The organism is Candidatus Accumulibacter phosphatis, from assembly GCF_012939955.1.
GTDB classification, from domain to species: domain Bacteria; phylum Pseudomonadota; class Gammaproteobacteria; order Burkholderiales; family Rhodocyclaceae; genus Accumulibacter; species Accumulibacter delftensis.
The window spans coordinates 26304-48406 of sequence record NZ_SPMY01000044.1; the positions used below are offsets into that span (position 1 = coordinate 26304).

A 22103-nucleotide genomic window follows, 5' to 3' on the forward strand; every position below is an offset into this window, starting at 1 on the left:
AGACGGTATGTTCTTTGACAGAAATCGCCTTAGTTTCCAGGGATCGACGAGGCTTCCGTCCACCGCTGCATGGCCGATCATCGGAGAACGAAATGAGCGTCCGACGACACCTCATCACCGCGCTCCTCCTTGGCTCCCTGACGGCCGCTGTGCCCGCCGGGGAACTGCCCTCGGCGCCCGACGAACTGGGCAGCATTCGTCGTAACGAGCGCGGCCAGCTGGAGGTGTTAAAGCCGCCCGGAGAGACTGCACCGGGCGCCGCCCGTAATGCCGATCGACAGGCTGGGCCTGGCCAGCCGCTGCAGCAGCAGCGAATCCCTGCGACGACGAGCGGCCGGACCATCGTCGTCGGGCCGCAGGAGTCGGTGCGCAGCATCCAGGAAGCGGCGCGCATCGCGCGTGACGGCGACACCATCGAAATTCGTTCCGGCGAGTACCGGCAGCAGGCGGTCGTCTGGACGCAAGCCCGGCTCACCATCCGGGGGGTCGGCAAGCGTCCGCGGCTGATTGCCGACGGCGATCATGCCGAGGGCAAGGCCTTGTGGGTGGTGCGCAACGCGAACATGCTGATCGAGAACCTCGAGTTCAGGGGCGTGCGCGTCGCCAACGGTAACGGCGCCGGCATTCGCTTCGAAAAAGGCCACTTGAAAGTCGTTCGCTGTGCGTTCTTCGACAACGAGACGGGAATCCTGACCAGCAATTTCGCGGACGCCGTGCTCGAAGTAGAGGATAGCGAGTTCGGCGAGGCACCAAGGCACGCCGGTGCCTTGCACCACCTGCTTTACGTTGGCAAGATTGCCCGACTGAGCGTCCAGGGAAGTCGCTTTCAGCAGGGCTTTCGCGGTCACCTGCTCAAATCGCGGGCGCGTGAAAGTGCCATCCTTTACAACCTGCTGGTCGACGGCCCCGACGGCAGTGCTTCGTACGAACTCGAGTTCCCGAACGGCGGTCTGGCCTGGGTGATCGGCAACGTCATCAGCCAGAGCGACAATACCGAAAACCCGGAGCTGGTTTCCTACGGCGCCGAAGGTCAGCACTGGCCCGATAATGCGCTCTATCTGGCGCACAACACGCTCTTCGACTCCTTGCTCGCTGGCCACTACCTGCGCGTCTGGACCGACAGGATGCCGCCCGAAACGGAAGTCTGGGCGGTCAACAACCTGCTCGTCGGCCGGGGTGTTTTCGCGCCGCAAGCCCGCGGTCGCTTCGAGGGCAATCGCAGCATCGATCGCTCACTGCTGGTCGATGTCGATGGCCTGCCGTTCCGGCTGCCGAATAACTCGCCCTTGCGTGGCACGGCCACCTCGCCAGGCTTTGTTCGTGAGCGGAGTCTGGCCCCCAGCGCCGAATTCAAACTGCCCGCCGGAACCCACCCACTGCCCGTTGGCAGCCCCTTGACAGCGGGTGCCTTGCAGTAGGCCGCTCCAGCCACTCCAGCCACCCCCCCCGCAATGGCGCGTCAGCAAGTGCGCTCGCTACTCCGTCTGCTCACTCGCCGTCGTCCATGACCACGTTGGTATAGACCTCCTGGACGTCATCGAGTACGTCGAGCGCGTCAATAAGTTTCTGCATGCGCTGCGCGTCGTCGCCGGTGAGGGGCGTCTCGTTTTCCGCCTTCATGGTCACGCCGCCGTACTCGGACTGGAAACCGGCGGCTTCGAGCGCGTCCTTGACCACAAAATACGCTCCCGGCGCAGTGATCACTTCCATCGAGCCGTCGTCATTGCTGAGCACGTCGTCTGCACCAGCTTCGATGGCCGCGTCCATCAGTGCTGCTTCGTCGGTCCCGGGGGCGAACAGCAACTGCCCGCAGTGGGTGAACTGAAAAGCGACACAGCCATCGGTGCCGAGATTGCCACCGTATTTGTTGAAGGCGTGGCGAACGTCGGCGACGGTGCGCGTCTTGTTGTCGGTCAGGCAATCGACGATGACCGCGGCGCCGCCGATGCCGTAGCCTTCATAGCGAATCTCGACGTAATCGACGCCTTCAAGCTCGCCGGTGCCTTTCTTGATCGCGTTGTCGATCTTGTCCTTGGGCATGTTGACGCCTTTGGCCTTGTCGATCGCCACCCGCAGGCGTGGGTTGAAGGCCGCATCGCCACCGCCCATCTTGGCCGACACCGTGATTTCCGCAGCGATCTTGGAAAAGGATGCGCTGCGTCTTTCATCCTGGCGACCTTTGCGGTGCTGGATGTTTGCCCATTTCGAATGTCCTGCCATGCTGACCTCTACTGATCGCGATCTTGCTGCCGGCGTTGCCGGGGCAACAAACCGGGCCGCAAATGGTTGATAATCAAGCTCGGCATTTTAGCATCTCTCGAATTGTCATCCCGCCCAGTCCCCATTTTTCGGAGTCGCCCATGAGCAAACCCCTCGTTATCGCCAGGCACGAAGGCACAGAGCTGGCCTTGTTGCCGGCGTTGGCCAACCGCCACGGACTGATCACCGGCGCCACGGGTACCGGCAAGACCGTGACCCTGCAGGTTCTCGCCGAGCGCTTTTCCGAGATCGGCGTGCCGGTGTTCATGGCCGATGTGAAAGGTGATCTCTCGGGTCTGGCGGCAGCAGGCAGCGTCTCGCCGAAGATGCAGACGCGCCTCGACGCGCTGGGCGTCAAGGAGCACACGCCGGCAAAATGCCCGGTTGCCTTCTGGGACGTTTTCGGCGAGCAGGGGCACCCCGTGCGGGCGACCATTTCGGACATGGGGCCGGTTCTGCTGGCGCGTCTGCTGACTCTCAACGACACCCAGACCGGCGTCCTGCAACTGGTGTTCAGGATTGCTGATGACAATGGATTGCTGCTCCTCGACCTCAAGGATCTGCGCGCCATGCTGCAGCATGTCGGCGAGAACGCCAAGAGCTTCAGCAGCGAATACGGCAATGTCTCGGCGGCGTCGATCGGCGCCATCCAGCGCGGCCTGCTTAACCTCGGCGACCAGGGCGGCGACGTTTTCTTCGGCGAGCCGATGCTCGACATCGCCGACCTGATGCAGACCGACCAGGGCAGGGGGGTGGTCAACATCCTCGCTGCCGACAAGCTGATGGCCTCGCCGCGGCTGTACTCGACTTTCCTGCTCTGGCTGCTGGCCGAGCTTTTCGAGCAACTGCCCGAAGTCGGCGACGTCGAAAAACCGAAACTGGTTTTCTTCTTCGACGAGGCGCACCTGCTGTTCAGCGAAGCGCCGGCTGCCTTGCTGGAAAAGATCGAACAGGTCGTGCGACTGATCCGCTCGAAAGGCGTCGGCGTCTATTTCGTGACCCAGAATCCGCTTGATATTCCCGATAGCGTGCTTGGTCAGCTCGGCAACCGCGTCCAGCACGCGCTGCGCGCTTTCACTCCGCGCGACCAGAAAGCCGTCCGCGCGGCCGCGCAGACGCTGCGCGCCAATCCGCGTTTCGACGCCGAGACGGCGATCAGCGAACTCGGCGTCGGTGAAGCGCTGCTCTCCTTTCTCGACGAGCAAGGCCGACCAAATGTCGTCGAACGCGCCTTCGTCCTGCCTCCCACATCGCGGATGGGGCCGCAGACTGCCGAGGAGCGGCAGGCAGTGATCAAGGCCTCGACGATTTACGGACACTACGAGGCAGCGGTCGATCGCGAGTCGGCCTACGAGTTGCTCAGGGAAGCGCAGGACGCCGACCCGCAAGCTGCCGGTAAGCAGCCCGCGGCCAGCGCGCCGCAGCCAGACGCTTCGAGCGGCGGCTGGCTTGGCGGTCTCGCTGACCTCTTCACTGGCGGTTCGAGCGGCGGGCGCTCACGCGGCGGCGATTCGGTCGCCACCACGGCGGCCAAGAGCGCGGCGCGGGCGATTGGCTCGCAAGTGGGCAATCAGCTTATTCGTGGCCTGCTGGGTTCGTTGCTTGGCGGCAACTCGCGCCGGCGCTGAGCGGCGCAGTGCCTAGGTCGCGAAGCGTAGTTCGCATTCCATCACCGTGATCGCCGACCCCGAGAGCACGACGCGCTCGCCTTGCAGCGTGCAGCCGAGATTGCCGCCGCGTTTCGAGACCTGCCGTGCGCTGAAGTTTGTCCTGGCGCCATTCTCGCCGAGCCTGGCGGCCCAGTAGGGCGTCAGAATGCAGTGCGCCGAGCCGGTGACCGGGTCTTCGGGGATGCCGTACTTGGGCGCAAAGAAGCGGCTGACGAAGTCGACGGCGTCGCCCGGGGCGCTGACGATAACCCCGCGCAAGTCTAGCGTACTCAGCCAGCCGTGGTTCGGCGTGATCGCGCGCACTTCGGCTTCGCTGGCGAACACCGCCAGGTAGTCATCGGCGGCCAGCACTTCGAGCGGCTGCCGGCCGAGGCCGGCGACCAGGGCCTCGGGAGCCGCGCAAGCGCTTGCCGGGATGGCTGGAAAGTCCATTGCCAATTGCGCGCCCTGGCGTTGTACCCGCAGATCGCCGCTACGGGTGGAGAAGGTGATCACTGGCTGCGCATAGCCGAGATGTTCGAAAAGCACATGCGCCGCAGCCAACGTCGCGTGACCGCAAAGATCGACTTCGGCCACCGGCGTGAACCAGCGCAGTTCGAAGCCTTCGCCGGCCGGGACGAAGAAAGCGGTTTCAGCGAGATTGTTCTCCTCGGCGATGGCCTGCATCAGCGCGTCGTCGAGCCAGCGTTCAAGCCCACACACGGCCGCCGGGTTACCCTCGAAAACGCGGCTGGCGAAGGCGTCTACCTGGTATTGCTTGAGTCTCATCGCTTGCTCCTCATGGGGTGATGGCAGCAACTCGTCGCCCACCGTCAAGGCGAGGCGGCGAAGCCGACGCGGCAATCCAGAGCTTAATCCTTTTCCATGGTCACTGCGGCGATTGACGACGCCCGCAGGATCCGGGGATACTCGCCTGGCCGACCGCAATTCCTGTCGTCCACCGCCGCTGCCCGCTGCGAGCAACCTGCCTTTGTCGCCCATGGCTGCCAACCTGCCTCCAGTCACTCCGTGGTACGTCTGCCTCACCAAGCCTCGCCGCGAGGCGCTGGCTGTGCGCAAGCTCGAAGAACAAGGCTATGAGGTTTTCCTGCCCATGCTTACCCACTGGGAAAAGACCAGGGCCGGCTGGGCGAAGCGACAGCAAGTGATGTTCCCGCGCTACGGCTTCGTGCGTTGCGCTCGCCCCGAACAGAGCATCGGCCCGATTCGCAGCACGCCCGGCGTTAGCGGACTGGTCAGTTTTGGTGTACTCCCCGCGATCCTGGATGATGGGACGCTGGCTGCAATTCGCTCACTGGCTGAACGCCAGGCCAGGAAAGTGGAGGAGAAAGTGAACCCCTTCCAGGCCGGCGACAGCGTCGAGGTCGCTGCCGGTCCCCTCAAAGGCATGTCTGGCATTGTCTCAGCTGTTGCCGAAGAGCGGGTCACCATCATGCTCGGTCTGCTCGGTCGCGAAAAGCCGGTTGCCGTGCCGGTAGGGCAAGTAACGCTGGCGTAACGAAGCGCTGATTGCCCGTAAATCGAGTTCCTACAAGGCCTCTCCTTCGCCCCTGAACATCACACCGCCCCCTTCAGGCGTATTGGCGTTTGTGACGCCCTCAAGGGTACGCTTCGCCGGGCTTCTCCCGCCCTTGACTGCGCCCTCCGCGCCGGTAACACCGCTGCTCCGGGTTGCCGGGCACCTCGGTTGGCGGCGACGGCCGGCGGCCGGTTCCGAACGTAACGAGAAAGAGCCGCTTTCCGGCAGGCGGAACAATGAGCGATACTGACGCTGATCAAAGACCTTTCTCGCGAGCCAGCACTCAAGCCAACACTGTGAGCCGGCCGCCCGGAGCGCTGCTGCTCGATGCTGGATTTGCCGGTGGCCGCCGTGCGCCTGCCGGAAGCGGTGCAGGCGCAACTCAAAGCGAGTGGTGTCGCGCACCCGGTGACCGCGGTTCTGCTCAACTTCCCGGCTTACGATACCTTAGGCGATTTCTGTCAAAGAACCTTCCATCTTGCTTGCCTTTTCGGTGCTCGCCGCAGCACTGGTCGCCTGTGCGGCGGGGTGGGGCGGGTGGCGGGCCCCGGGCATCCAGCCGGGAGATGTGCTGATCTGGCTAGAGCGGGCGGCGGCGCTGCGCCTCGTTCCCATGCCGCGTCCCTGGCGATCGGAAAGCCTGTTTACAGCTGCGCCCGCGGCGACCTCTCAAATTCGTCGCCTGGAGGAAGCGCTGCGCACCTGGCCGATGGCGGGAGGCTTGTGGTTGCTTGTGCTCATCGCCATGGCGGCGGCGTTGCTGGCGGCGTGATTCGGTCGCTCAGGATCGCGGCCGGCGCCGGCGCTTGCGCATGACGTACCAGTACCAGCCGACACTGGTCAGGATGTAGCTGGCGAGGCCGATCAGGCTGGCGGTAATGGCCAGGCCGACGACCAGCGGTGCCCCGAGGGCCGTGATGCGCCGCCAGGTGTCGGTGTTCGCTTCTACCGGGGCGGTGCTCGCGGCTGGCACACGCGGGTCAAGTTTTTCACCCGTGACCCAGGCGCCGATCTTGTAGGCGGCGAAATAGACCGGGGCAAAGGTGATCGGGTTGGTGACCAGGGTACTCGCCGCGGCGGCCGGCAGATTTGCACGCAGTATCACGGCGGCGGCAGCGGCGAACGGGATTTGTGCAATCGGGATCAGCAGTCCGAAAAAGACGCCTATCCCGACCCCGAGCGCCACCCCGCGGCGGGACCAGTGCCAGAGTTTGGGGTGGCCGAGGTAGGGTGCCAGCCAGCGCAGCCAGCGATTACTGCCAATCTGCTCGCGGGTCGGGATCAGCGCGCGCCAGCGTTCAAGCATCGCTGGCATGACCCTGAGGCGTCCCGATATCGCTGGTCACCAACACATCGCATTGCGATTCGGCCAGCACGTGCTTGGTGACGCTCCCCAGCAACAGCTCTTCGGCTTTGTGCTGGCCGTGCTTGCCAATGATGACCAGGTCGCAGGCCTGTTCCTGCTCCAGTGCAGCGATCAGTTGCGCGGGGTCGCCGTGCCGAACCAGCGGTGCATATTCGCCGGACGCCAGTCCGGCGCTGGCGGCGAGTTGATGGAGTTGTTGCCGCCGTTCCCGGCGCGCCGTCTGTATGTAGCCATGGATGACAGCATCCTCGACGCCGGCAATGCGCAGTTTGCCCGCGTAGGGCAGTTCGAAGGCATGCAGCAGCACGATTTCGGCTGTGGGGGCCAGTTGCCGGCCGAGGCGGATGGCCTGTGCGGACGTCGGCGAGAAGTCCACCGGAATCAGCAGGCAGCGGTAGGATTCGTGTGGTGGCTGCTTGACCACCAGCACCGGTCGTTGGAGCGACTTGCGCAGCAGGCGCGAGGCGGTGGATCCGAGCAGGGCATGGCGCAGGAAAGACTCGCCGCGCGCACCGACGACCAGCAGGTCGGCATCGAGCGCATCGGCCTCATCGGCGATGAACTTCAGGGGGGCTCCGGAAACGATGCGGGCATCGGCTGCCACGCCGCGGTTGTGCGCCGGGTTGGATAGTAGACGCTGCAGCGTTTCGCGCGCATCGTCGGCCAGTCGCTGCTTGATTTCGCGGGTGTCGGCGCCAAGCAGATCCGACAGGCTATCCAGAGCGTCGAGTTCCGTTGCATGCATTACCGTATAGCGCGCATGGGTGTCGGCGGCGATATAAAAGCCACGATCCACCGCATGGCGGGCGGGTGCCGACAGGTCGGTGGCGGCAAGTATCCGGGTGATGGGTTTCATGGTGCTGTCTCCTTTGTGCCAATGAACTTGGCAATTGTGGCGCTGGCGTAGTCAAGCGAACGGGGCAGTGGGCGCTGATGGCTCCGGACCCCTTCACATGCTGCGCACCTGCAAGTGCCGCAACACCGCTTTTTCCGCTTCGACGGCGAGGAACTTGCCTGCGCCGAGAGCGAGGATGAACAGCCAGGACGCCGCATCCAGCGGAGCGGTGTGGAACATCTGCTGCAGCGGTGGGGCGTAGGTGAACAGCAACTGGAAAACGATCAGGATCGCGCTGACCCAGAGGGCCACCGGGTTTCCGGTGAGGATATCGCGGTTGAGAGCCGAGGCGGTGAAGTGGCGGACGTTGAAAAGGTAACCAACGCCCCGATGAGCAGCATATTCACCGCCGCCGTACGCGCCGCCTCGATACTGTTTCTGGTCTGCGTTAAGCCCCAGTTGCCGGCCGATGGCTGCCGCGGTGACTGCGTGGTCCCCGGTGATCATCTTGACGCGCAGGCCGGCGCGCTGGCATTCGGCGACGGCGGCGATCGCTTCCTCACGCGGAGGATCGATCAGGCCAAGCAGACCGAGCAAGGTAAAACGCGGACGGATGTCGTCCATCGCCAGGGCCGTCGTCTCGGCCGGCATTTGGCAACGGGCCAGCGCGAGCACGCGCTGTCCGGCGCCGGCCGAAGCATGCATCCGTCCTTCCCATGCGTCGCGGTCAAGCGCCTGACCGCTGCCCTCCTGGGTGCACAAGTCGGGCACCCGCTCTGGCGCGCCCTTGAGCAGCACAGTGGTGTGTCCGGCGTGGTCGTGGTGCAGCGTGGCCATGAAGCGGTGTTCCGACTCGAAGGGGATCTCGTCCACCCGAGGGTGGGCCGTAGCGAACTGCACGGGGTCGAGCCCGGCCTTGCGCGCCAGCGTCAGCAGTGCGCCTTCGGTGGGGTCGCCGACGAGTTGCCAGCCGCTGCCGGCGCTGTGCTTGAGATGGGCGTCGTTGCACAGCAAGGCGCAGCGGGCCAGTTCCTGCAGGGCCTCGTCGCGCTGCGCGTCGACGGTAGCGCCGTCGCGGCGGAAACCTCCTTCGGGCGCGTAGCCGGCGCCGCTCACTTCCAGGGTATGCGTGGGCAGCATGACGCACACCGCGGTCATCTCGTTCTTGGTCAGCGTGCCGGTCTTGTCCGAGCAGATGACGGTGACCGAACCGAGGGTCTCGACCGCCGGCAGGCGCCGGACGATGGCGTTCTGGCGGGCCATGACGCGGGTGCCGATGGCCAGGACGATGGTCACGATCGCCGGCAGACCTTCGGGGATCGCTGCCACCGCCAGGCCGATGACGGCGAGAAAAATCTCCAGCACGGGCATCTCGTGTACCAGATGGCCGTACAGGAAAGTGATCAGTCCGACCGCCAGGATGAACAAGGTGATCTGGCGGGCGAACTGGTCGAGCCGGCGGGTGAGCGGCGTCGCCAGGGTACGCGTAGCCCCGACGAGGAGCCCGATGCGTCCGATCTCGGTCGCCTGTCCGGTGCCGATGACAAGGCCCTGTCCCTGGCCAAAGCTGACCACCGTTCCGGAAAACGCCAGGCACAGGCGATCACCGATCGCGGCGTCGCTGGCCACGGCTTGCGTGCGCTTCTCGGCAGGTAGCGATTCACCGGTCAAGGCGGCTTCGTTGATACGCAAACTCTTCACCCGCAGCAGGCGCAGGTCGGCCGGAACGCGGGCGCCGGATTCGAGAAAGACGATATCCCCGGGAACCAGCAGTGACGCCTCAATTTCGTGCCGCTCTCCGTCGCGCAGGACGGTGGCACGACTGGCCAGCATCGCGCTCACCGCTTCCAGCGCCTTTTCCGCCTTGCCTTCCTGAATGAAACCGATAATGGCGTTGATCAGCACCACGCCGACGATCACTCCGGCATCGATATAGTCTCCGAGCGCGAAGGTGACGCTGCCGGCGACCAGCAGCACGTAGATCAAGGGGTTGTGGAACTGCAGCGCAAAGCGCAGAAAGGGTCCGCGCCGCTTGGGTGGCGGTAGGCTGTTGAGCCCATATCGTTCGAGTCGCTCGCTGGCATCTTGCTGGCCAAGACCACTGGCAGCAGCGACCGACAGCTGGTGCAAGGCGTCGGCGACAGGCAGCGAGTGCCAGTCTGGAGCGTTTTCGGGTGCGGTATGCGGACTGGACATGAATCACCTCAAGCGAAATGCGCCGGATTGCCAGGATGCTTCGGACTACAAGCTCAACTCACCCGGTGAGTTTCCTGCGGGAATTCATCTTCCTAGAGCCGGGGTAAAAGCACGATTGAAACGAAGGAAGTACGCTGTTCGCGAGTGGCTTCATCGTTGCCCCGCACTGTTGCGCAGCGCCGCGATACGTTCCGTCAGCGGCGGGTGGGTCATGAACAGGCGCTTGATGCCGCCGCCATCACCACCGCTGATACCGAAGGCCGCCATTTTTTCCGGCAGGGGTGCGGGATGCTGCGCGTTCAGACGTTCCAGCGCGGCGATCATGTGCTGTCGCCCGGCGAGGGTGGCGCCGCCCTGGTCGGCGCGGAATTCGCGCTGGCGCGAGAACCACATGACGATGATCGAGGCGAGAACGCCGAGCACCAGCTCGGCGACGATCATGGTGACGAAGAAAGCCGGCCCCTGGCCGCGCTCGGTCTTGAACACGATGCGATCGACCAGGTGGCCGATGACGCGCGACAGGAACATGACGAAGGTGTTCACCACGCCCTGGATCAGCGCCAGCGTCACCATGTCGCCGTTGGCGACGTGGGCGATTTCGTGACCGATGACGGCTTCCGCTTCGCGCTTCGACATCTGCCGCAAGAGGCCGCTGGAAACCGCGACCAGGGAGCTGTTTCTGCTCATGCCGGTGGCGAAGGCGTTGACCTCGGGGGTGTCAAAAATGCCCACCTCGGGCATCTTGATGCCGGCTTTGGCCGAGTACTTGCGCACCGTGTCCAGCAGCCAGGATTCGGTCGAGTTGGTCGGCGATTCGATCACCTGCACGCCCATCGCCCTCTTCGCCGACCACTTGGAGATGGCCAGCGAGATGAAGGAACCGCCGAAACCCATGACTGCGGCAAAGATCAGCAGCGAGGTGAGATTCAGGCCGTTGGCGTTGAGGTAGGGCTCGACGCCCAGGAGGCGCATGCTGACCGACAACACCAGCACGATGGCCATGTTGGTGGCCAGGAAGAGGAAGATGCGTTTCATGGGTGCTCCTTGAGGTTCGTGCTCATGGTCGTTTCAGCGATACACCAGAAAGGACAGCGCCAGCAGTGCAACGGTTGCCCAACCCAGGCGGTCCATATAGCGGTGCAGGACCGCTTCCATGCGCGCGCCGCCCCAGGCCATCAGCGCGGCGACGAGGAAGAAACGCGCACCGCGCCCGATCAGCGAAGCGATGGTGAAAGGCAACAGGGCCATCGACAGGGTGCCGGCGGCGATGGTGAACACCTTGTAGGGAATCGGCGAGAAGCCGGCGATGAACACCGCCCAGAAGCCCCAGCGTTCGAACCACTCGACTGCCGTCTGATAGGCCTGCCAGTAACGGCTTTCCTGCAACCAGGGCAGTAGCGCGTCGATGGCGAAGTAGCCGATGCCATAGCCGAGGAGGCCTCCCGCCACCGAGGTCAGCGTGGTCAGGAGGGCGAGACGCCACGCCCGCTGCGGTTGTGCGAGGCACATCGGCGCCAGCATCACGTCCGGCGGGATCGGGAAAAACGAGGACTCCGCAAAGCTCATGCCGCCCAGGTACCAGGGTGCGTGCGGATGCCGGGACCAGATCATGGCCCGACGATAGAGGGATGAAAACAGTTTCATTGGCGGATCTCGTGGGATTGGAAAGTTCGGCAGGGTTCGAGCATCGTCGCGACGACAAGCGCATTTTGTACCGTGTGGCGGCTGCCGATCAGCGAAATAGGGATGTCCATCATTCTGCCGTCCTTTGTTGCTGCTGTGGGGTATTCTCACCACGAGGATCGCCGCAGAAACCGCGGCTGCTGATGGCTGTTCATGAAACACGGCAGGTGCAGAAAGCTGGGTTCCACGAACAGATTGAAGAGGGAGACGAACAGCAACTTTGCGGCTGCCTGGCTCAGGGCTTTCGGCCGCAAGCCAAGCATTTCCCCGTCGTCAGGGGTGACTCCACGCGGCTACAGGAGTCTGGTTCCTGCTTTAGTCTTCATCGTCCAGCACCGCAATCGGCAGCAGAGCCATGTATTCCTCGACCGAACCACCAGCCAGGCAACATTCGATAATCTTGCGGCCCAGGGGGTTGAGATCAGCTTCCAGGAACTGCTTCAGTTCGCTCTGGAAGAACTCGGTCAGCTGCAGTGCGCCGACGTCATAGGCGGCCTTGCCGACCTCCGGCTGGCTTTCGACGCGCAGGAAAATCCCGGGAATCGTCTGCCCCTCGACGACCACGCTTTTCATCGCGAAGCCGAGCAATGGACAGCGCGAGGGAGTGACCTGCTGTGACGAGAAACGTGCGCCACCTCGGCGAGCGAGATATTCGCGGGCGATCCATTGCGGCATGAAGCCGGTCTCCCACGCGCCGACGTGCTGGTTCGGGCACAGGATGTACTTCATGCGCGGCGTGGCGACGATCTGATCGAGCAGCAGGTTGGCCTGATCGACCATGCGCCCGGTAGCAAACGGCCAGTAGGAACCGACGCCTTCCGAGGTCATGCCTTCGGTCGCCACGATGCTTGGATTGGCATGTCCACGCGGCGCCACCAGCCGCCACAGCCAGGCCAGCGCGGGCGGCAGCAGATGGAAGAGACCGACGATACCGTAGGTCGGCTGGTCGGCCGTGTTCGGTGGGCAACGCACGCCGAAGCTGCGGATGTCCACACTCACGGCGCCCTGATAGACGCCGGGCACCGCCTTGCGCGGGACGACGACGCGCGGGTTGGGGCACGGTTTGCCGGGCTCGTCCTCGATGTGCTCCCAGATCAGTGCGGTGCCGCCAGGGTGGGCATCGATGTTGAGAAACAACAGCGGCTCGGTTGGATGGATGGTCATCTTCTCGAGGTTGGGGTCGGTCCCGTAGTGGGTAATGTGATTGACGCGAACGAACCAGCCCTGTTCGGCATCGATCAAGGCCAGACGCCCGTCGTTCTTGCCCAGCGAGGGGTGGCACAAGGCCATGTCGTCGGTCACCGCACGCAACTCGCAGTTGTGCGGCAGCACCAGGGTGCGGCGTTCGCCCGACAGCACATTGGTACCGAGCAGCAGAGCCCCGTCCTTCTGGCGATGGACCTGCTCGAGTATTTCGCTCTTGCCGCCACCACTGGCTCCTTCGTGCATGATGCACAGCTTGTTTGCATAGGGTGTGATGACCTGCACGGTGGCGCAGTGTGCCGTCAGCCAGTGCTCGCGTTCGCCCAGGGCGAGCAGGACGCCGTAGATGCCTTTCTTGGCACTCGGGCCGGGATAAAGGTTGTAGCTGAACAATTCGTGCCGGCCAGGACGGCGGTTGTGCACCACCATCTGTTTGCCTTTGAAATGGGTATGGCGAAACGGTGGCGCAACGAAGATCACGGCCTTCGGGTCGAAGTCCGGCGACAGGGTTTTTTCGTCGAGGATCCCCTGTAGCAAGGCCAGCCCGAGCGCGAAGAAACCGGCGTTGGCTGGCGCCACCACCAGGGCATCCATGCCCATTCCGGGAACCCCTGCTATGAAGGGAAACACTGCCAGCTCCTGGGTTTTCAGCCAGGCGAAGGTTTCGGCGCGCAGAGGCTCGAAGGACTCGCCGTACTGATCCTCGAAGCGGGGTTTGTCGGTGGGCAGGTCGTCGGCGATGACCATGCAATCCGGATCCCGGCGGCGCATGTAGGGCTCGACGTAATTGGCGGCGATGCCGTTCTTGACCCGGCACACATTTGCTTCCAGCACCCGACCGCGGCCAGGCACTTCGTAAGCCACCTCATGGATGCCATTCACGGCGTCACAGGTTGCCAGCTCGTACAACTGTTGCCACGTACTGGCCAGGGTGTATTTCGGACATGCGTCGAGAATTTCCTGCACCGACAAGGGGATCTGGAAGCTCAGTTTAACTTTGCTCATAGAAATCTACTCCAGCAAAAACAATCCAATAAATGCAATGGCCTGGTGGGGCCTTGTGCGGTGTTCGCCGCACGACGATCGCCGCGGAAATCGCGGCTACTGATTGCTGTGACAGGACAACTCATGGCGATTCTTCGGGGGGCGCTTGTTGTCGCGCACATGCCATCATGGGGAAATCGCGTTGCCGCGCCAGGTGGCGATCAAGCGCCCGGCCGATGCGTTCGGCGGCGCGGTCGATGGCAACGTCGAGGTCGCCCTGGATATCCTCGACGGTCAGGGTCGGAGCGCCCTTGAGGCGTACTTCGATGCGGCAACACTTGTCTTCGTCCCCGCGCAGGCCATTGACATCGGAAAGGCGCACCACGATGTGCGTGACGACGTCCCGGCCATTATTGAGAGCGTGTGCGAGGCGCGAGCTGATGTGCTGGCGCAGCCCGTCGGTCAGCGGGAAGTCCGGAGCTTGGATCTTCAGGTTCATGGCATTCCTCGGGCGCGATTGGACGACAACAGGCGTATTATTCGCGCGTTGATTGTTCGATACAAACAGGCATAAATATGCGATATGATCGAATAAATCGAACGATTGGAGGGCGCTATGCTGAACTACAAGCACTTGCATTACTTCGCCAGTATCGCCAGCTCGGGCGGCGTCACCCGCGCCGCGGAGCGCCTGCATCTGACGCCGCAGACGCTCTCCGGGCAGGTCGCGCAGTTCGAGGAACGGCTCGGCGTGGCGCTGTTCCGACGCGTTGGGCGCCGATTGGAACTGACCAAGGCGGGAAGGTTGGCGTTCTCCTATGCCGAGGAAATCTTCCAGACCGGGGCCGAACTGGAAGACTTGCTGAAGAATGGCGCCGAGGAGCGTTTCATCACCTTCCGCGTCGGCATCGCCGACGTGGTGCCGAAATTCATCGCCTATCGCCTGTTGGCGCCGGTGCTGGGACTTCCCACGGCGGTGCGTCTGGTCTGTCAGGAGGACCGGCTAGAGCGCCTGCTGGCGGATCTGGCGATCCACCGTCTCGACATGGTGCTGGCCGACCGCCCCATGCCAGCGGGCACGGTGATCAAGGGCTACAGCCATCCGCTCGGTGAATCGGGGGTCGCTTTCATGGCCGCGCCGGCGTTGGCGGCGCGACTGACGGGCGGCTTCCCGAATTGCCTGGATGGCGCGCCCCTGCTGTTGCCCGGGCGCGATAGCGCACTGCACCGTACCCTGCCGCGCTGGCTGGAACGGCAGGGGAAGCGCGTGCGCATCGTCGGCGAATTCGACGACAGCGCCTTGATGAAGGTTTTCGGCGAAGCCGGTGCCGGGATGTTTGTCACACCGACCGCCAGCGTGCCCGACGTGATGGCGCACTACAAGCTCGTCAAACTAGGCGAAACGGAGGAGGTTCGTGAGCAATTCTTCCTCATTTCAGCCGAGCGGCGGCTGACTCATCCCGCTGCGCAGGCGGTCAGCGAGAATGCGCACAGCGGAGTGTTTACTTCGCCGCTCCCTGCCCGGTGAACAGGGTGGCGCAGGATCCGTGATCGCTCGCTACGCGGGCGGGGATTTCTTTCAGTGCTGTCCCGGCCGCTGCTCGCTTGTCGGTGCTGGCTGCTCGGAATTGCGTCCGCTCGATCTGCGGTGCAGCGCCGCTTTGGCCAGCAGGTAGGCCGTAACCGGCGCGGTGATGAACAGAAAGAACAGGGGCGCCAATTCGTGCAGGCTGATGCCTTCGCTGTCCTGTACCGAAAAGAATATCGCCGATGCGAGTAGGGTTGCGCCGACGCCCATGGTCGTGGCCTTGGTCGGGCCGTGCAGACGCATGAAAAAATCGGGCAGTCGGGCGAGACCTACGGAGCCGAGGAGGACGAAGAGCGCGCCGAGAACGATCAGTGCCGAGATGATGAATTCGGTGGCGGTGCTCATTCGCTGATGTCTCCGCGCAAGAGATATTTGCACAGCGCGACGGTGCCAACAAAGCCAAGCAGCGCGAGCAGCAGTGCCACCTCGAAGTAGGCGGTACTGTTTTTGCTGATGCCGTAGAGCACGAGGAGCGCTATGGTGTTGATGCCGAGGGTGTCGAGAGCCAGGATGCGATCAGTCGTATCGGGTCCGACGAGCAGGCGATAAATGTTCAGCGCCAGGGCCACGGCAATCAGGACGAAAGCGATTTCGATGGCGGCATTCAGCATGCAAAAATCTCCTTCAATGCCTGTTCGTAGCGCTCCTTGATCTCGTCTATCAGGGCCTGCGGATCGGGCGCATCGAGGGCGTGCACGAGTAGCACCCAGCGCTGCTGGTCGACGTGGATGGACACCGTTCCCGGGGTCAGGGATACGACGCTGCCAAGCAGGGTGGCGATGAACGGGTCGCGCAGATCGAGTGGAATTTCGACGAACGCCGGTGACAAACGGTGCAAGGGGCCGATGATCTGGCGTGCAACGCGCCAGTTGGCAGTGACGATGTCGAGTGCGAAGACGCCCATGAAACGCAGTGCTCGCCAGGGACGGACGAGGGGCGGGGGGGCTGGCCAGAAATCGCGGCTCAGCAAGGGGATGGCGATCGCCAGCACGGCGCCGAGGACGAGCTGACCGAGCGAAGCGGCGTTGGTGATCACCGCCCACAGCACAAAGACCATTAGCGACACGCGCGGCAGTGGCAGGACGGCGCGCATCATGGTCGTGCCTCGTCGCCGGTGCTCATCGCGCCTGCTCCGAGAACGCCCGTCACATAGGCGCCTGGTGCATGCAATTGTGCGGCCGTGCGCGTGGCGTAGTCGGACAGGGGGCGTGCGCCGATCGCCAGCAGCGGGCCGGCGGCGATCAGCAACACCGTCGCCGTCGCCCGTTGCCAGCCGACGGGCTGGCCTGGCATGGGTGTTCCCGCCGCCTTGTGCTTCCAGATCAAAGCGCAGCCGTCACGTGCCAGTGCGGCCATGACGATGAAACCCGAGATCAGCACTACCACCCAGATCGCCGGTCCGGCTGCGACTTCCCGGGTGCTCGTCAACAGCATCAGCTTGCCGACGAAGCCCGAGAACGGTGGCAGGGAAGCGGCCGTGGTCGCGGCGAGCAGGAAGGCAATTTTCAGCCAGGTGGCAGGCAGTGGCGGGCCGGCCATGAACTGGTCGGCGGCCTTGCCGCGCTGCTCGGCGATCAGGCCGGCAAGCAGGAAGAAAGCAGCGCCGGCAAGGGTCGATTGCAGCAGGTAGTAGAGCGCTGCGGCGGTGACTTCGCTGTTGGCCTGCGCGGGAGTCACCAGCAGGGTGCCGGCCGACAGCAGGACCAGCCAGGCGACGAGTGCGTGCAGGCGGCTTGCCGCCAGCGCACCGAGGGCGGCGAAGGCGACGGTGGCCAGGGCCAGGATGGTCAGCCAGTTGTCGAGCAGGTCGGGCATCGCCGGTTCCAGGGCGATCACCTGTACGCGCAGGATGGCGACGATGCCGACCTTGGTCATGATCGCAAAGAGCGCGGCCACTGGTGCGCCGGCGGCGCTGTAGGTATGTGGTAGCCAAAACGATAGCGGCAACAGCCCGGCTTTCAGCGCGAAGACCGTAATCAGCAGGGCGAACGCCAGCCTGGCGAGTGCGCGATCGTAGCCGGGCAGCGTCAGAACGCGTGCCACATCGGCCAGGTTGAGAGTGCCCAGGGTACCGTAGATCAATCCCAACGCGATCAGGAAAAGCGCCGAGCCGACCAGGTTGAGCACCACGTAGCTGATGCCGGCGCGCGTTCGCGTCAGCCCGCCGCCGTGCGCCAGCAGTACGTAGGAGGCGAGCAGCATGATTTCGAAGAAGACGAAGAGATTGAACAGGTCGCCGGTAAGGAAGGCGCCGAGCAGGCCGAGCAGTTGAAACTGGAACAGGGGGTGGAAATGAATCCCCTCCTCGTCAAAGCCGGCGCTGGCATAAAGCAGCACCAGGAAGCCGAGGACGGCGGTAAGCAGGGTCATTGCCGCAGCCAGCCGATCGACGACCAGCACGATGCCGAAAGGCGCCGGCCAGTCTCCCAGCGCGTAGACTCGCAGCAGGCCATCGTCGGCGAGCAGTGTCAGCCAGCCGGTAACCAGGACCAGCAGAGCGGTGGCCAGCAAGCCAACGGCGCGCTGGAACGAGGCGCGACCGGAAGCCATCTGCAGCAGGGCGGCAGCCAGGGGAATCAGAAGCGGCAGGATCGGCGCGTTGGCGTTCATGGTTCCCTATGGGCGTCGACGTGGTCGGTGCCCGATTCGGACAAGGCGCGCAAGGCAAGGATCGCCAGATAAGCGGTCATCCCGAAACCGATGACGATGGCCGTCAGCACCAGTGCCTGCGGCAGGGGATCGGCATAGCTGGCACCGGCACGAATCAGCGGCGGTGCATCAATGCGCAGGCGGCCGCTGGCGAAGAGAAAGAGGTTCACGGCGTAGGAGAGGAGAGTCAGGCCGAGCAGGACCGGGAAAGTGCGCGAGCGCAGGATCAGGAAAACGCCACAGGCCGTCAGCACCCCGATGGCAATCGACAGCAGGACTTCCATCAGCTGACCACTCCCTGATTGTGCGCGCGTTTGGAAAGCCGGCCAAGTCCGGAGAGAACGGTCACCACGACGGTGACCACCACCACGAATACCCCGAGATCGAAGATCATTGCCGAAGCCAGTTCGAACTCGCCGATCAGCGGCAGCGAGACATGGCCGTGCGCGGTGGTCAGGAAAGGTCGACCGAAGAGCCAGCTCGCCATCCCTACGCCGACCGCCAGCAGCAGTCCTAGCGACAGCAAGCCGGCCGAATTTCGTGGCAGGCGCTGCTGCGCGAAGAGGTTGCCATTGGCCAGGTATTGCATGACCAGCGCGACGCTGGTGATCAGGCCGGCGACGAAGCCCCCTCCGGGCAGATTGTGACCGCGCAGAAAGATGTACACGGAAACGGTCAGCGTCAAGGGCAGCAAGGGGGCGCATGAGCATCGAGAGGAATAGCGGGTGGGCCTCGCTCGACCACGGGCGACCATCGCTATCATGGCCAGGCGCGGTCAGGATCAGTCGGTCGAGCAATGCGTGCGAAGCCAGGGCGACCATGGCCAGGACGGTGATTTCGCCAAGGGTGTCGAAACCGCGGAAATCTACCAGGATGACATTGACGACGTTGCTGCCGCCGCCGCCGGGAACCGCTTCGCGAAGATAGAAACCGGAGATCGTTGCGAAGGGCGCGGCGAGCATCTTCAGGGTGATCAGCATCATGCCGCCGCCGGCGAAGATGGCCAGGAGCAGGTCGCGTCCCAGGCGACTGGCGCTGCTTCGCGGCGCTTCGCGTGCGGGAAGATAATAGAGCACCAGCAGCATCAGGATGATGGTCCCGGTTTCCACGGCCAGTTGGGTTAGCGCCAGGTCGGGTGCCGACAGGCGCACGAAGATCAGCGCCACGATCAGACCGACGACGCCGACCAGAATTACCGCCAGCAAGCGTTTCCGATACAGGAGCGTGCCGCCTACGCTGCCCAGCACGAGCGTGAACAGGGCAATGTAGGCGGCTTCGCCGGCCGGCTGAACGGCTAGCCGGACCGTCGCCGCTGGACCCGAGAAGAAGGCCCAGCCGCCGAGCACCAGGATAAAGCTGAACAGCAGCGCGTTATAGCGCTGCAGCGAGGCATTGTCGAGCACCGCCACGACACGTCGGGCAGCGGCAGCGAGCAATCGGTAGGCGCGCTCGAAGGCCGTGCGCGGTCGCAGGGGGGGCAGTTGTGCCTGCCAGGCGAAGAGCGGACCGCGCAGGGCGTAGATGAAAATGCCACCCGCCAGGGCCAGCAGGCTCATCATCAAGGGTCGATTGAATCCGTGCCACAGCGCCAGTTTGAATGCCGGGAGGGGGGTTTGCAGCGCGGCTGCCGCGGCGACTTCGAGCAGCGGCGCAACGGTCCATGCCGGGAAGATGCCGACCAGCAGACAAAGCAGGACCAGTAGCTCTATCGGCGCGCGCATCCAGCGCGGCGGCTCGTGCGGCTGGCGCGGCAGGTCGATCGGCTCGCCGTTGAAGAACACGTCGTGAACAAAGCGCAGGGAGTAGGCGACGGCGAGCATGCCGGCGATCGTGGCGACCAGCGGCAGGAGCCAGTCGATGGCTTCGAATTGCGGGTGCGCGACGGTTTCGGCAAAGAACATCTCCTTGCTCAGGAAGCCGTTCAGCAGCGGTACGCCGGCCATCGAACTGGCGGCGATGATCGCCAGGCTGGCAGTGATCGGCATGCGTTTGAACATGCCATTGACCCGGCGCATGTCGCGCGTGCCGCATTCGTGGTCGATGACCCCGGCGGCCATGAACAGCGAGGCCTTGAAGATGGCGTGGTTGATGATGTGAAAGACGCCGGCGACGATCGACAGCGGCGTATCAAGGCCGAAGAGCAGGGTGATCAGGCCCAGATGGCTGATCGTCGAGTAGGCGAGCAGGCCTTTGATGTCGTGTCGAAAAAGAGCCGTTGCCGCGGAGTAAACCAGGGTCACCGCGCCGGTGCCGCTGACCAGCCAGAACCAGGCGTCGGTGCCGCCGAGCGCCGGGTGCAGGCGGGCGAGCAGGAAGACGCCGGCCTTGACCATGGTCGCCGAATGCAGGTAGGCCGATACCGGCGTCGGCGCCGACATCGCGTTCGGTAGCCAGAAGTGGAAGGGGAATTGTGCCGATTTGGTAAACGCGCCGAGCAGGACCAGGATCAGCGTCGGTGCGTAAAGGGCGTGCGCTCGAATCTGGTCGCCGGCTGCCAGAATCACCGAAAGCTCGTAGCTGCCGGCGATATGACCGAGCAGGAGGATGCCGGCGAGCAATGCCAGTCCGCCGCCGCCAGTGACTGCCAGGGCCATGCGGGCACCGATTCGCGATTCATACTTGTCGTGGTTATAGGCGACCAGCAGGAACGACGAGAGGCTGGTGATTTCCCAGAAAACCAGCAGCAGGAGCAGGTTTTCGGATAGCACGACGCCGAGCATCGCCGCCATGAACAGCAGCAGAATCGAATAGAAGCGGCCCATGCGGTCGCTTCCCGGCAGATAGTAGAAGGCGTAGAGCACGACCAGCAAGCCGATGCCGCAGATCAGCACGCTGAACAGCAGCCCGAGACCATCCATGCGCAGGCTGATGTTCAGGCCGTAGGCCGGTAGCCAGGACAAGCGCGCGAGTTGCGTTTCGCCGGCGAAAACGGCGGGCGCCAACTGCAGCACCAGCGCCAGACAGCTGCCGATCACCGCCGCTGCGGCCAGGGTTGCGGCAACGCGCCCGAAGCGCTGCAGCAGCAGCGGCAGCAGGAACGCGGCGAAGGCCGTACCGGGAATTGCCAGGAGCAGCAGGTTCGAATTCACAAAGGTCGATCCAGGAGTCAATTGTCCGGGGGTGACTAAGAGGTGCCGAAGGTGCGACTATTACAGAAACGGCAGTCGTGCGCTTGTTTCATCTTGGGGCTTTGTCGTCCGCCAGCGTCGCAGCTTGCGGCGGGGCTCAGCTCTCCGCCGTTTCGCCAGACAGCGACCGATACTGCGGAGGTCCGGCATTGCGAAGATCCTTTTCCCGGATTATAACCGTCCGCAAAGTTGGCGGCCGACTTTGCCAAACCAGGAAGGCAGGAAGGCAAAGCGGGTCTGGGCGGGCGGCGTCATCGCGCCGAAACATTGGCCGCGTAGCCTGCCAGCTCTCCTTGTCAACGTAAACAAGAGTGCAAACCAATGAGCGATCATCTCAGCAAGCAATTCGATCTTGAACTGGAACATATTCGGACTCGCATCCTGAAGATGGGGGGGGCTGGTCGAAAGTCAGCTGCAGACGGCGATCGACGCCTTCAGCAGTGGTGATCTCGAGGCCATGCAGCAGGTCGTCGAACGTGACCGCGAAGTGGACGCCTACGAGGTCGGCATTGACGAGGACTGCACTCTGCTGATTGCCCGACGGCAGCCGACCGCGCGCGATCTTCGCCTGGTGATGGCCGTTTCGCGTATCGTCACCGACCTTGAGCGCATCGGCGACAAGGCGGCGAAGATTGCCAACAAGTCGCGCAAGCTGCACGCGGTTGCTATCCAGCGCATCCCACGCTTGTCCGAAATCCAGCATTGCGCACGGCTGGCCATCGAGATGTTGCAGAGTGCGCTCGACTCGCTGGCGCGCATGGATATCGATACGGCCCGCCAGGCCATCGGCGCTGACAAGGCGATCGACGCCGCCTTCGACGCCATCCTGCGGCAATTGATTACCTTCATGATGGAAGATCCGCGAACGATCAGCGAAGCGCTGGACATCATCTGGGTCGTGAAGGCCATCGAACGTGTCGGTGATCATGCGTCGAACATCGCCGAGAATGTCATCTACATCGTCAGCGGCGAGGATGTTCGGCACACCGGCGCTGCGCGCATGAAAACGGACGAGGCGTGACG

Annotated in this window: 21 protein-coding genes and 1 pseudogene; 6 read left to right on the top strand and 16 right to left on the bottom strand. The window is 63.8% G+C overall.

Translation table 11 applies throughout. The features are described 5' to 3' along the window. Window positions 1-92 precede the first annotated feature (92 nt). Complete coding sequence (locus tag E4Q23_RS15330; RefSeq protein ID WP_169067443.1) at window positions 93-1418, top strand: hypothetical protein; 1326 nt, start codon at window positions 93-95, stop codon at window positions 1416-1418. Between the two features lie 70 nt (window positions 1419-1488). On the opposite strand, the gene E4Q23_RS15335 is transcribed toward E4Q23_RS15330, so the two are convergent. After that, entirely contained in the window at window positions 1489-2220 is a 732-nt protein-coding gene (locus E4Q23_RS15335; protein WP_169067444.1) for a YebC/PmpR family DNA-binding transcriptional regulator, read from the bottom strand. A gap of 140 nt (window positions 2221-2360) precedes the next feature. On the opposite strand from E4Q23_RS15335, the gene E4Q23_RS15340 reads away from it, so the two are divergent. Beyond that, window positions 2361-3887 carry a helicase HerA-like domain-containing protein gene (locus tag E4Q23_RS15340; protein ID WP_169067445.1) on the top strand — a complete coding sequence of 509 codons (1527 nt, stop codon included), beginning with the start codon at window positions 2361-2363 and terminating at the stop codon, window positions 3885-3887. A gap of 12 nt (window positions 3888-3899) precedes the next feature. Here E4Q23_RS15340 and E4Q23_RS15345 read toward each other — a convergent pair whose 3' ends face one another. Beyond that, on the bottom strand, window positions 3900-4697 hold the full coding sequence (locus tag E4Q23_RS15345) for a PhzF family phenazine biosynthesis protein (protein ID WP_169067446.1): 798 nt from the start codon (window positions 4695-4697) through the stop codon (window positions 3900-3902). 211 nt (window positions 4698-4908) lie between these two features. Here E4Q23_RS15345 and nusG point away from each other — a divergent pair, with 211 nt between their 5' ends. Then, entirely contained in the window at window positions 4909-5427 is a 519-nt protein-coding gene (nusG, locus tag E4Q23_RS15350) for a transcription termination/antitermination protein NusG (RefSeq protein WP_169067447.1), read from the top strand. Window positions 5428-5926: 499 nt separating this feature from the next. Beyond that, window positions 5927-6220 (top strand): hypothetical protein, encoded by a 294-nt coding sequence (locus tag E4Q23_RS15355; RefSeq protein ID WP_169067448.1) that lies wholly within the window; start codon window positions 5927-5929, stop codon window positions 6218-6220. 9 nt (window positions 6221-6229) lie between these two features. Here E4Q23_RS15355 and E4Q23_RS15360 read toward each other — a convergent pair whose 3' ends face one another. From E4Q23_RS15360 to E4Q23_RS15390, 7 genes are all read right to left on the bottom strand, one after another. Then, window positions 6230-6763 (bottom strand): DUF2062 domain-containing protein, encoded by a 534-nt coding sequence (locus E4Q23_RS15360; protein ID WP_248595486.1) that lies wholly within the window; start codon window positions 6761-6763, stop codon window positions 6230-6232. Next, window positions 6747-7670 carry a universal stress protein gene (locus E4Q23_RS15365; protein ID WP_169067449.1) on the bottom strand — a complete coding sequence of 308 codons (924 nt, stop codon included), beginning with the start codon at window positions 7668-7670 and terminating at the stop codon, window positions 6747-6749. The genes E4Q23_RS15360 and E4Q23_RS15365 overlap by 17 nt, the downstream gene beginning before the upstream one ends. Before the next feature lie 93 nt (window positions 7671-7763). Further along, window positions 7764-9845: a cation-translocating P-type ATPase gene (locus E4Q23_RS15370; RefSeq protein WP_169067450.1), complete on the bottom strand. Its 2082-nt coding sequence runs from the start codon at window positions 9843-9845 to the stop codon at window positions 7764-7766. Between the two features lie 150 nt (window positions 9846-9995). After that, window positions 9996-10880: a protease HtpX gene (gene htpX, locus E4Q23_RS15375; protein WP_169067451.1), complete on the bottom strand. Its 885-nt coding sequence runs from the start codon at window positions 10878-10880 to the stop codon at window positions 9996-9998. Window positions 10881-10913: 33 nt separating this feature from the next. Next, window positions 10914-11489, bottom strand: coding sequence for a YqaA family protein (locus tag E4Q23_RS15380; RefSeq protein WP_169067452.1), 576 nt, complete (start codon window positions 11487-11489; stop codon window positions 10914-10916). 354 nt (window positions 11490-11843) lie between these two features. Next, the gene (locus tag E4Q23_RS15385; RefSeq protein ID WP_169067453.1) at window positions 11844-13736 is read right to left on the bottom strand and encodes a DUF4914 family protein; all 1893 of its coding nucleotides are present in this window, start codon (window positions 13734-13736) and stop codon (window positions 11844-11846) included. Between the two features lie 121 nt (window positions 13737-13857). Beyond that, on the bottom strand, window positions 13858-14214 hold the full coding sequence (locus E4Q23_RS15390; RefSeq protein ID WP_169067454.1) for an HPF/RaiA family ribosome-associated protein: 357 nt from the start codon (window positions 14212-14214) through the stop codon (window positions 13858-13860). Between the two features lie 117 nt (window positions 14215-14331). On the opposite strand from E4Q23_RS15390, the gene nhaR reads away from it, so the two are divergent. Further along, entirely contained in the window at window positions 14332-15243 is a 912-nt protein-coding gene (nhaR, locus tag E4Q23_RS15395) for a transcriptional activator NhaR (protein ID WP_169067455.1), read from the top strand. 51 nt (window positions 15244-15294) lie between these two features. On the opposite strand, the gene E4Q23_RS15400 is transcribed toward nhaR, so the two are convergent. The 7 genes and pseudogenes from E4Q23_RS15400 to E4Q23_RS23310 form a co-directional block, all read right to left on the bottom strand. Beyond that, window positions 15295-15648: a Na+/H+ antiporter subunit G gene (locus E4Q23_RS15400; protein WP_169067456.1), complete on the bottom strand. Its 354-nt coding sequence runs from the start codon at window positions 15646-15648 to the stop codon at window positions 15295-15297. Beyond that, window positions 15645-15914, bottom strand: a complete 270-nt coding sequence (locus E4Q23_RS15405) for a K+/H+ antiporter subunit F (protein WP_169067457.1) — start codon at window positions 15912-15914, stop codon at window positions 15645-15647. Before E4Q23_RS15405 ends, E4Q23_RS15400 begins: the two co-directional genes overlap by 4 nt. Then, window positions 15908-16399 carry a Na+/H+ antiporter subunit E gene (locus E4Q23_RS15410; protein ID WP_169067458.1) on the bottom strand — a complete coding sequence of 164 codons (492 nt, stop codon included), beginning with the start codon at window positions 16397-16399 and terminating at the stop codon, window positions 15908-15910. The genes E4Q23_RS15405 and E4Q23_RS15410 overlap by 7 nt, the downstream gene beginning before the upstream one ends. Beyond that, a complete protein-coding gene (locus E4Q23_RS15415) occupies window positions 16396-17913 on the bottom strand; it encodes a monovalent cation/H+ antiporter subunit D (RefSeq protein WP_169067459.1) in 1518 nt (505 codons plus the stop codon). Before E4Q23_RS15415 ends, E4Q23_RS15410 begins: the two co-directional genes overlap by 4 nt. Next, the gene (locus E4Q23_RS15420; protein WP_169067460.1) at window positions 17910-18236 is read right to left on the bottom strand and encodes a Na+/H+ antiporter subunit C; all 327 of its coding nucleotides are present in this window, start codon (window positions 18234-18236) and stop codon (window positions 17910-17912) included. Before E4Q23_RS15420 ends, E4Q23_RS15415 begins: the two co-directional genes overlap by 4 nt. After that, a pseudogene (locus E4Q23_RS15425) lies at window positions 18236-21029 on the bottom strand (monovalent cation/H+ antiporter subunit A). The gene E4Q23_RS15420 and the pseudogene E4Q23_RS15425 overlap by 1 nt, the downstream one beginning before the upstream one ends. Window positions 21030-21251: 222 nt before the next feature. Further along, on the bottom strand, window positions 21252-21446 hold the full coding sequence (locus E4Q23_RS23310; RefSeq protein ID WP_211203786.1) for a hypothetical protein: 195 nt from the start codon (window positions 21444-21446) through the stop codon (window positions 21252-21254). Window positions 21447-21504: 58 nt separating this feature from the next. On the opposite strand from E4Q23_RS23310, the gene phoU reads away from it, so the two are divergent. Beyond that, on the top strand, window positions 21505-22101 hold the full coding sequence (gene phoU / locus E4Q23_RS15430; protein WP_336511708.1) for a phosphate signaling complex protein PhoU: 597 nt from the start codon (window positions 21505-21507) through the stop codon (window positions 22099-22101). Window positions 22102-22103: the final 2 nt, after the last annotated feature.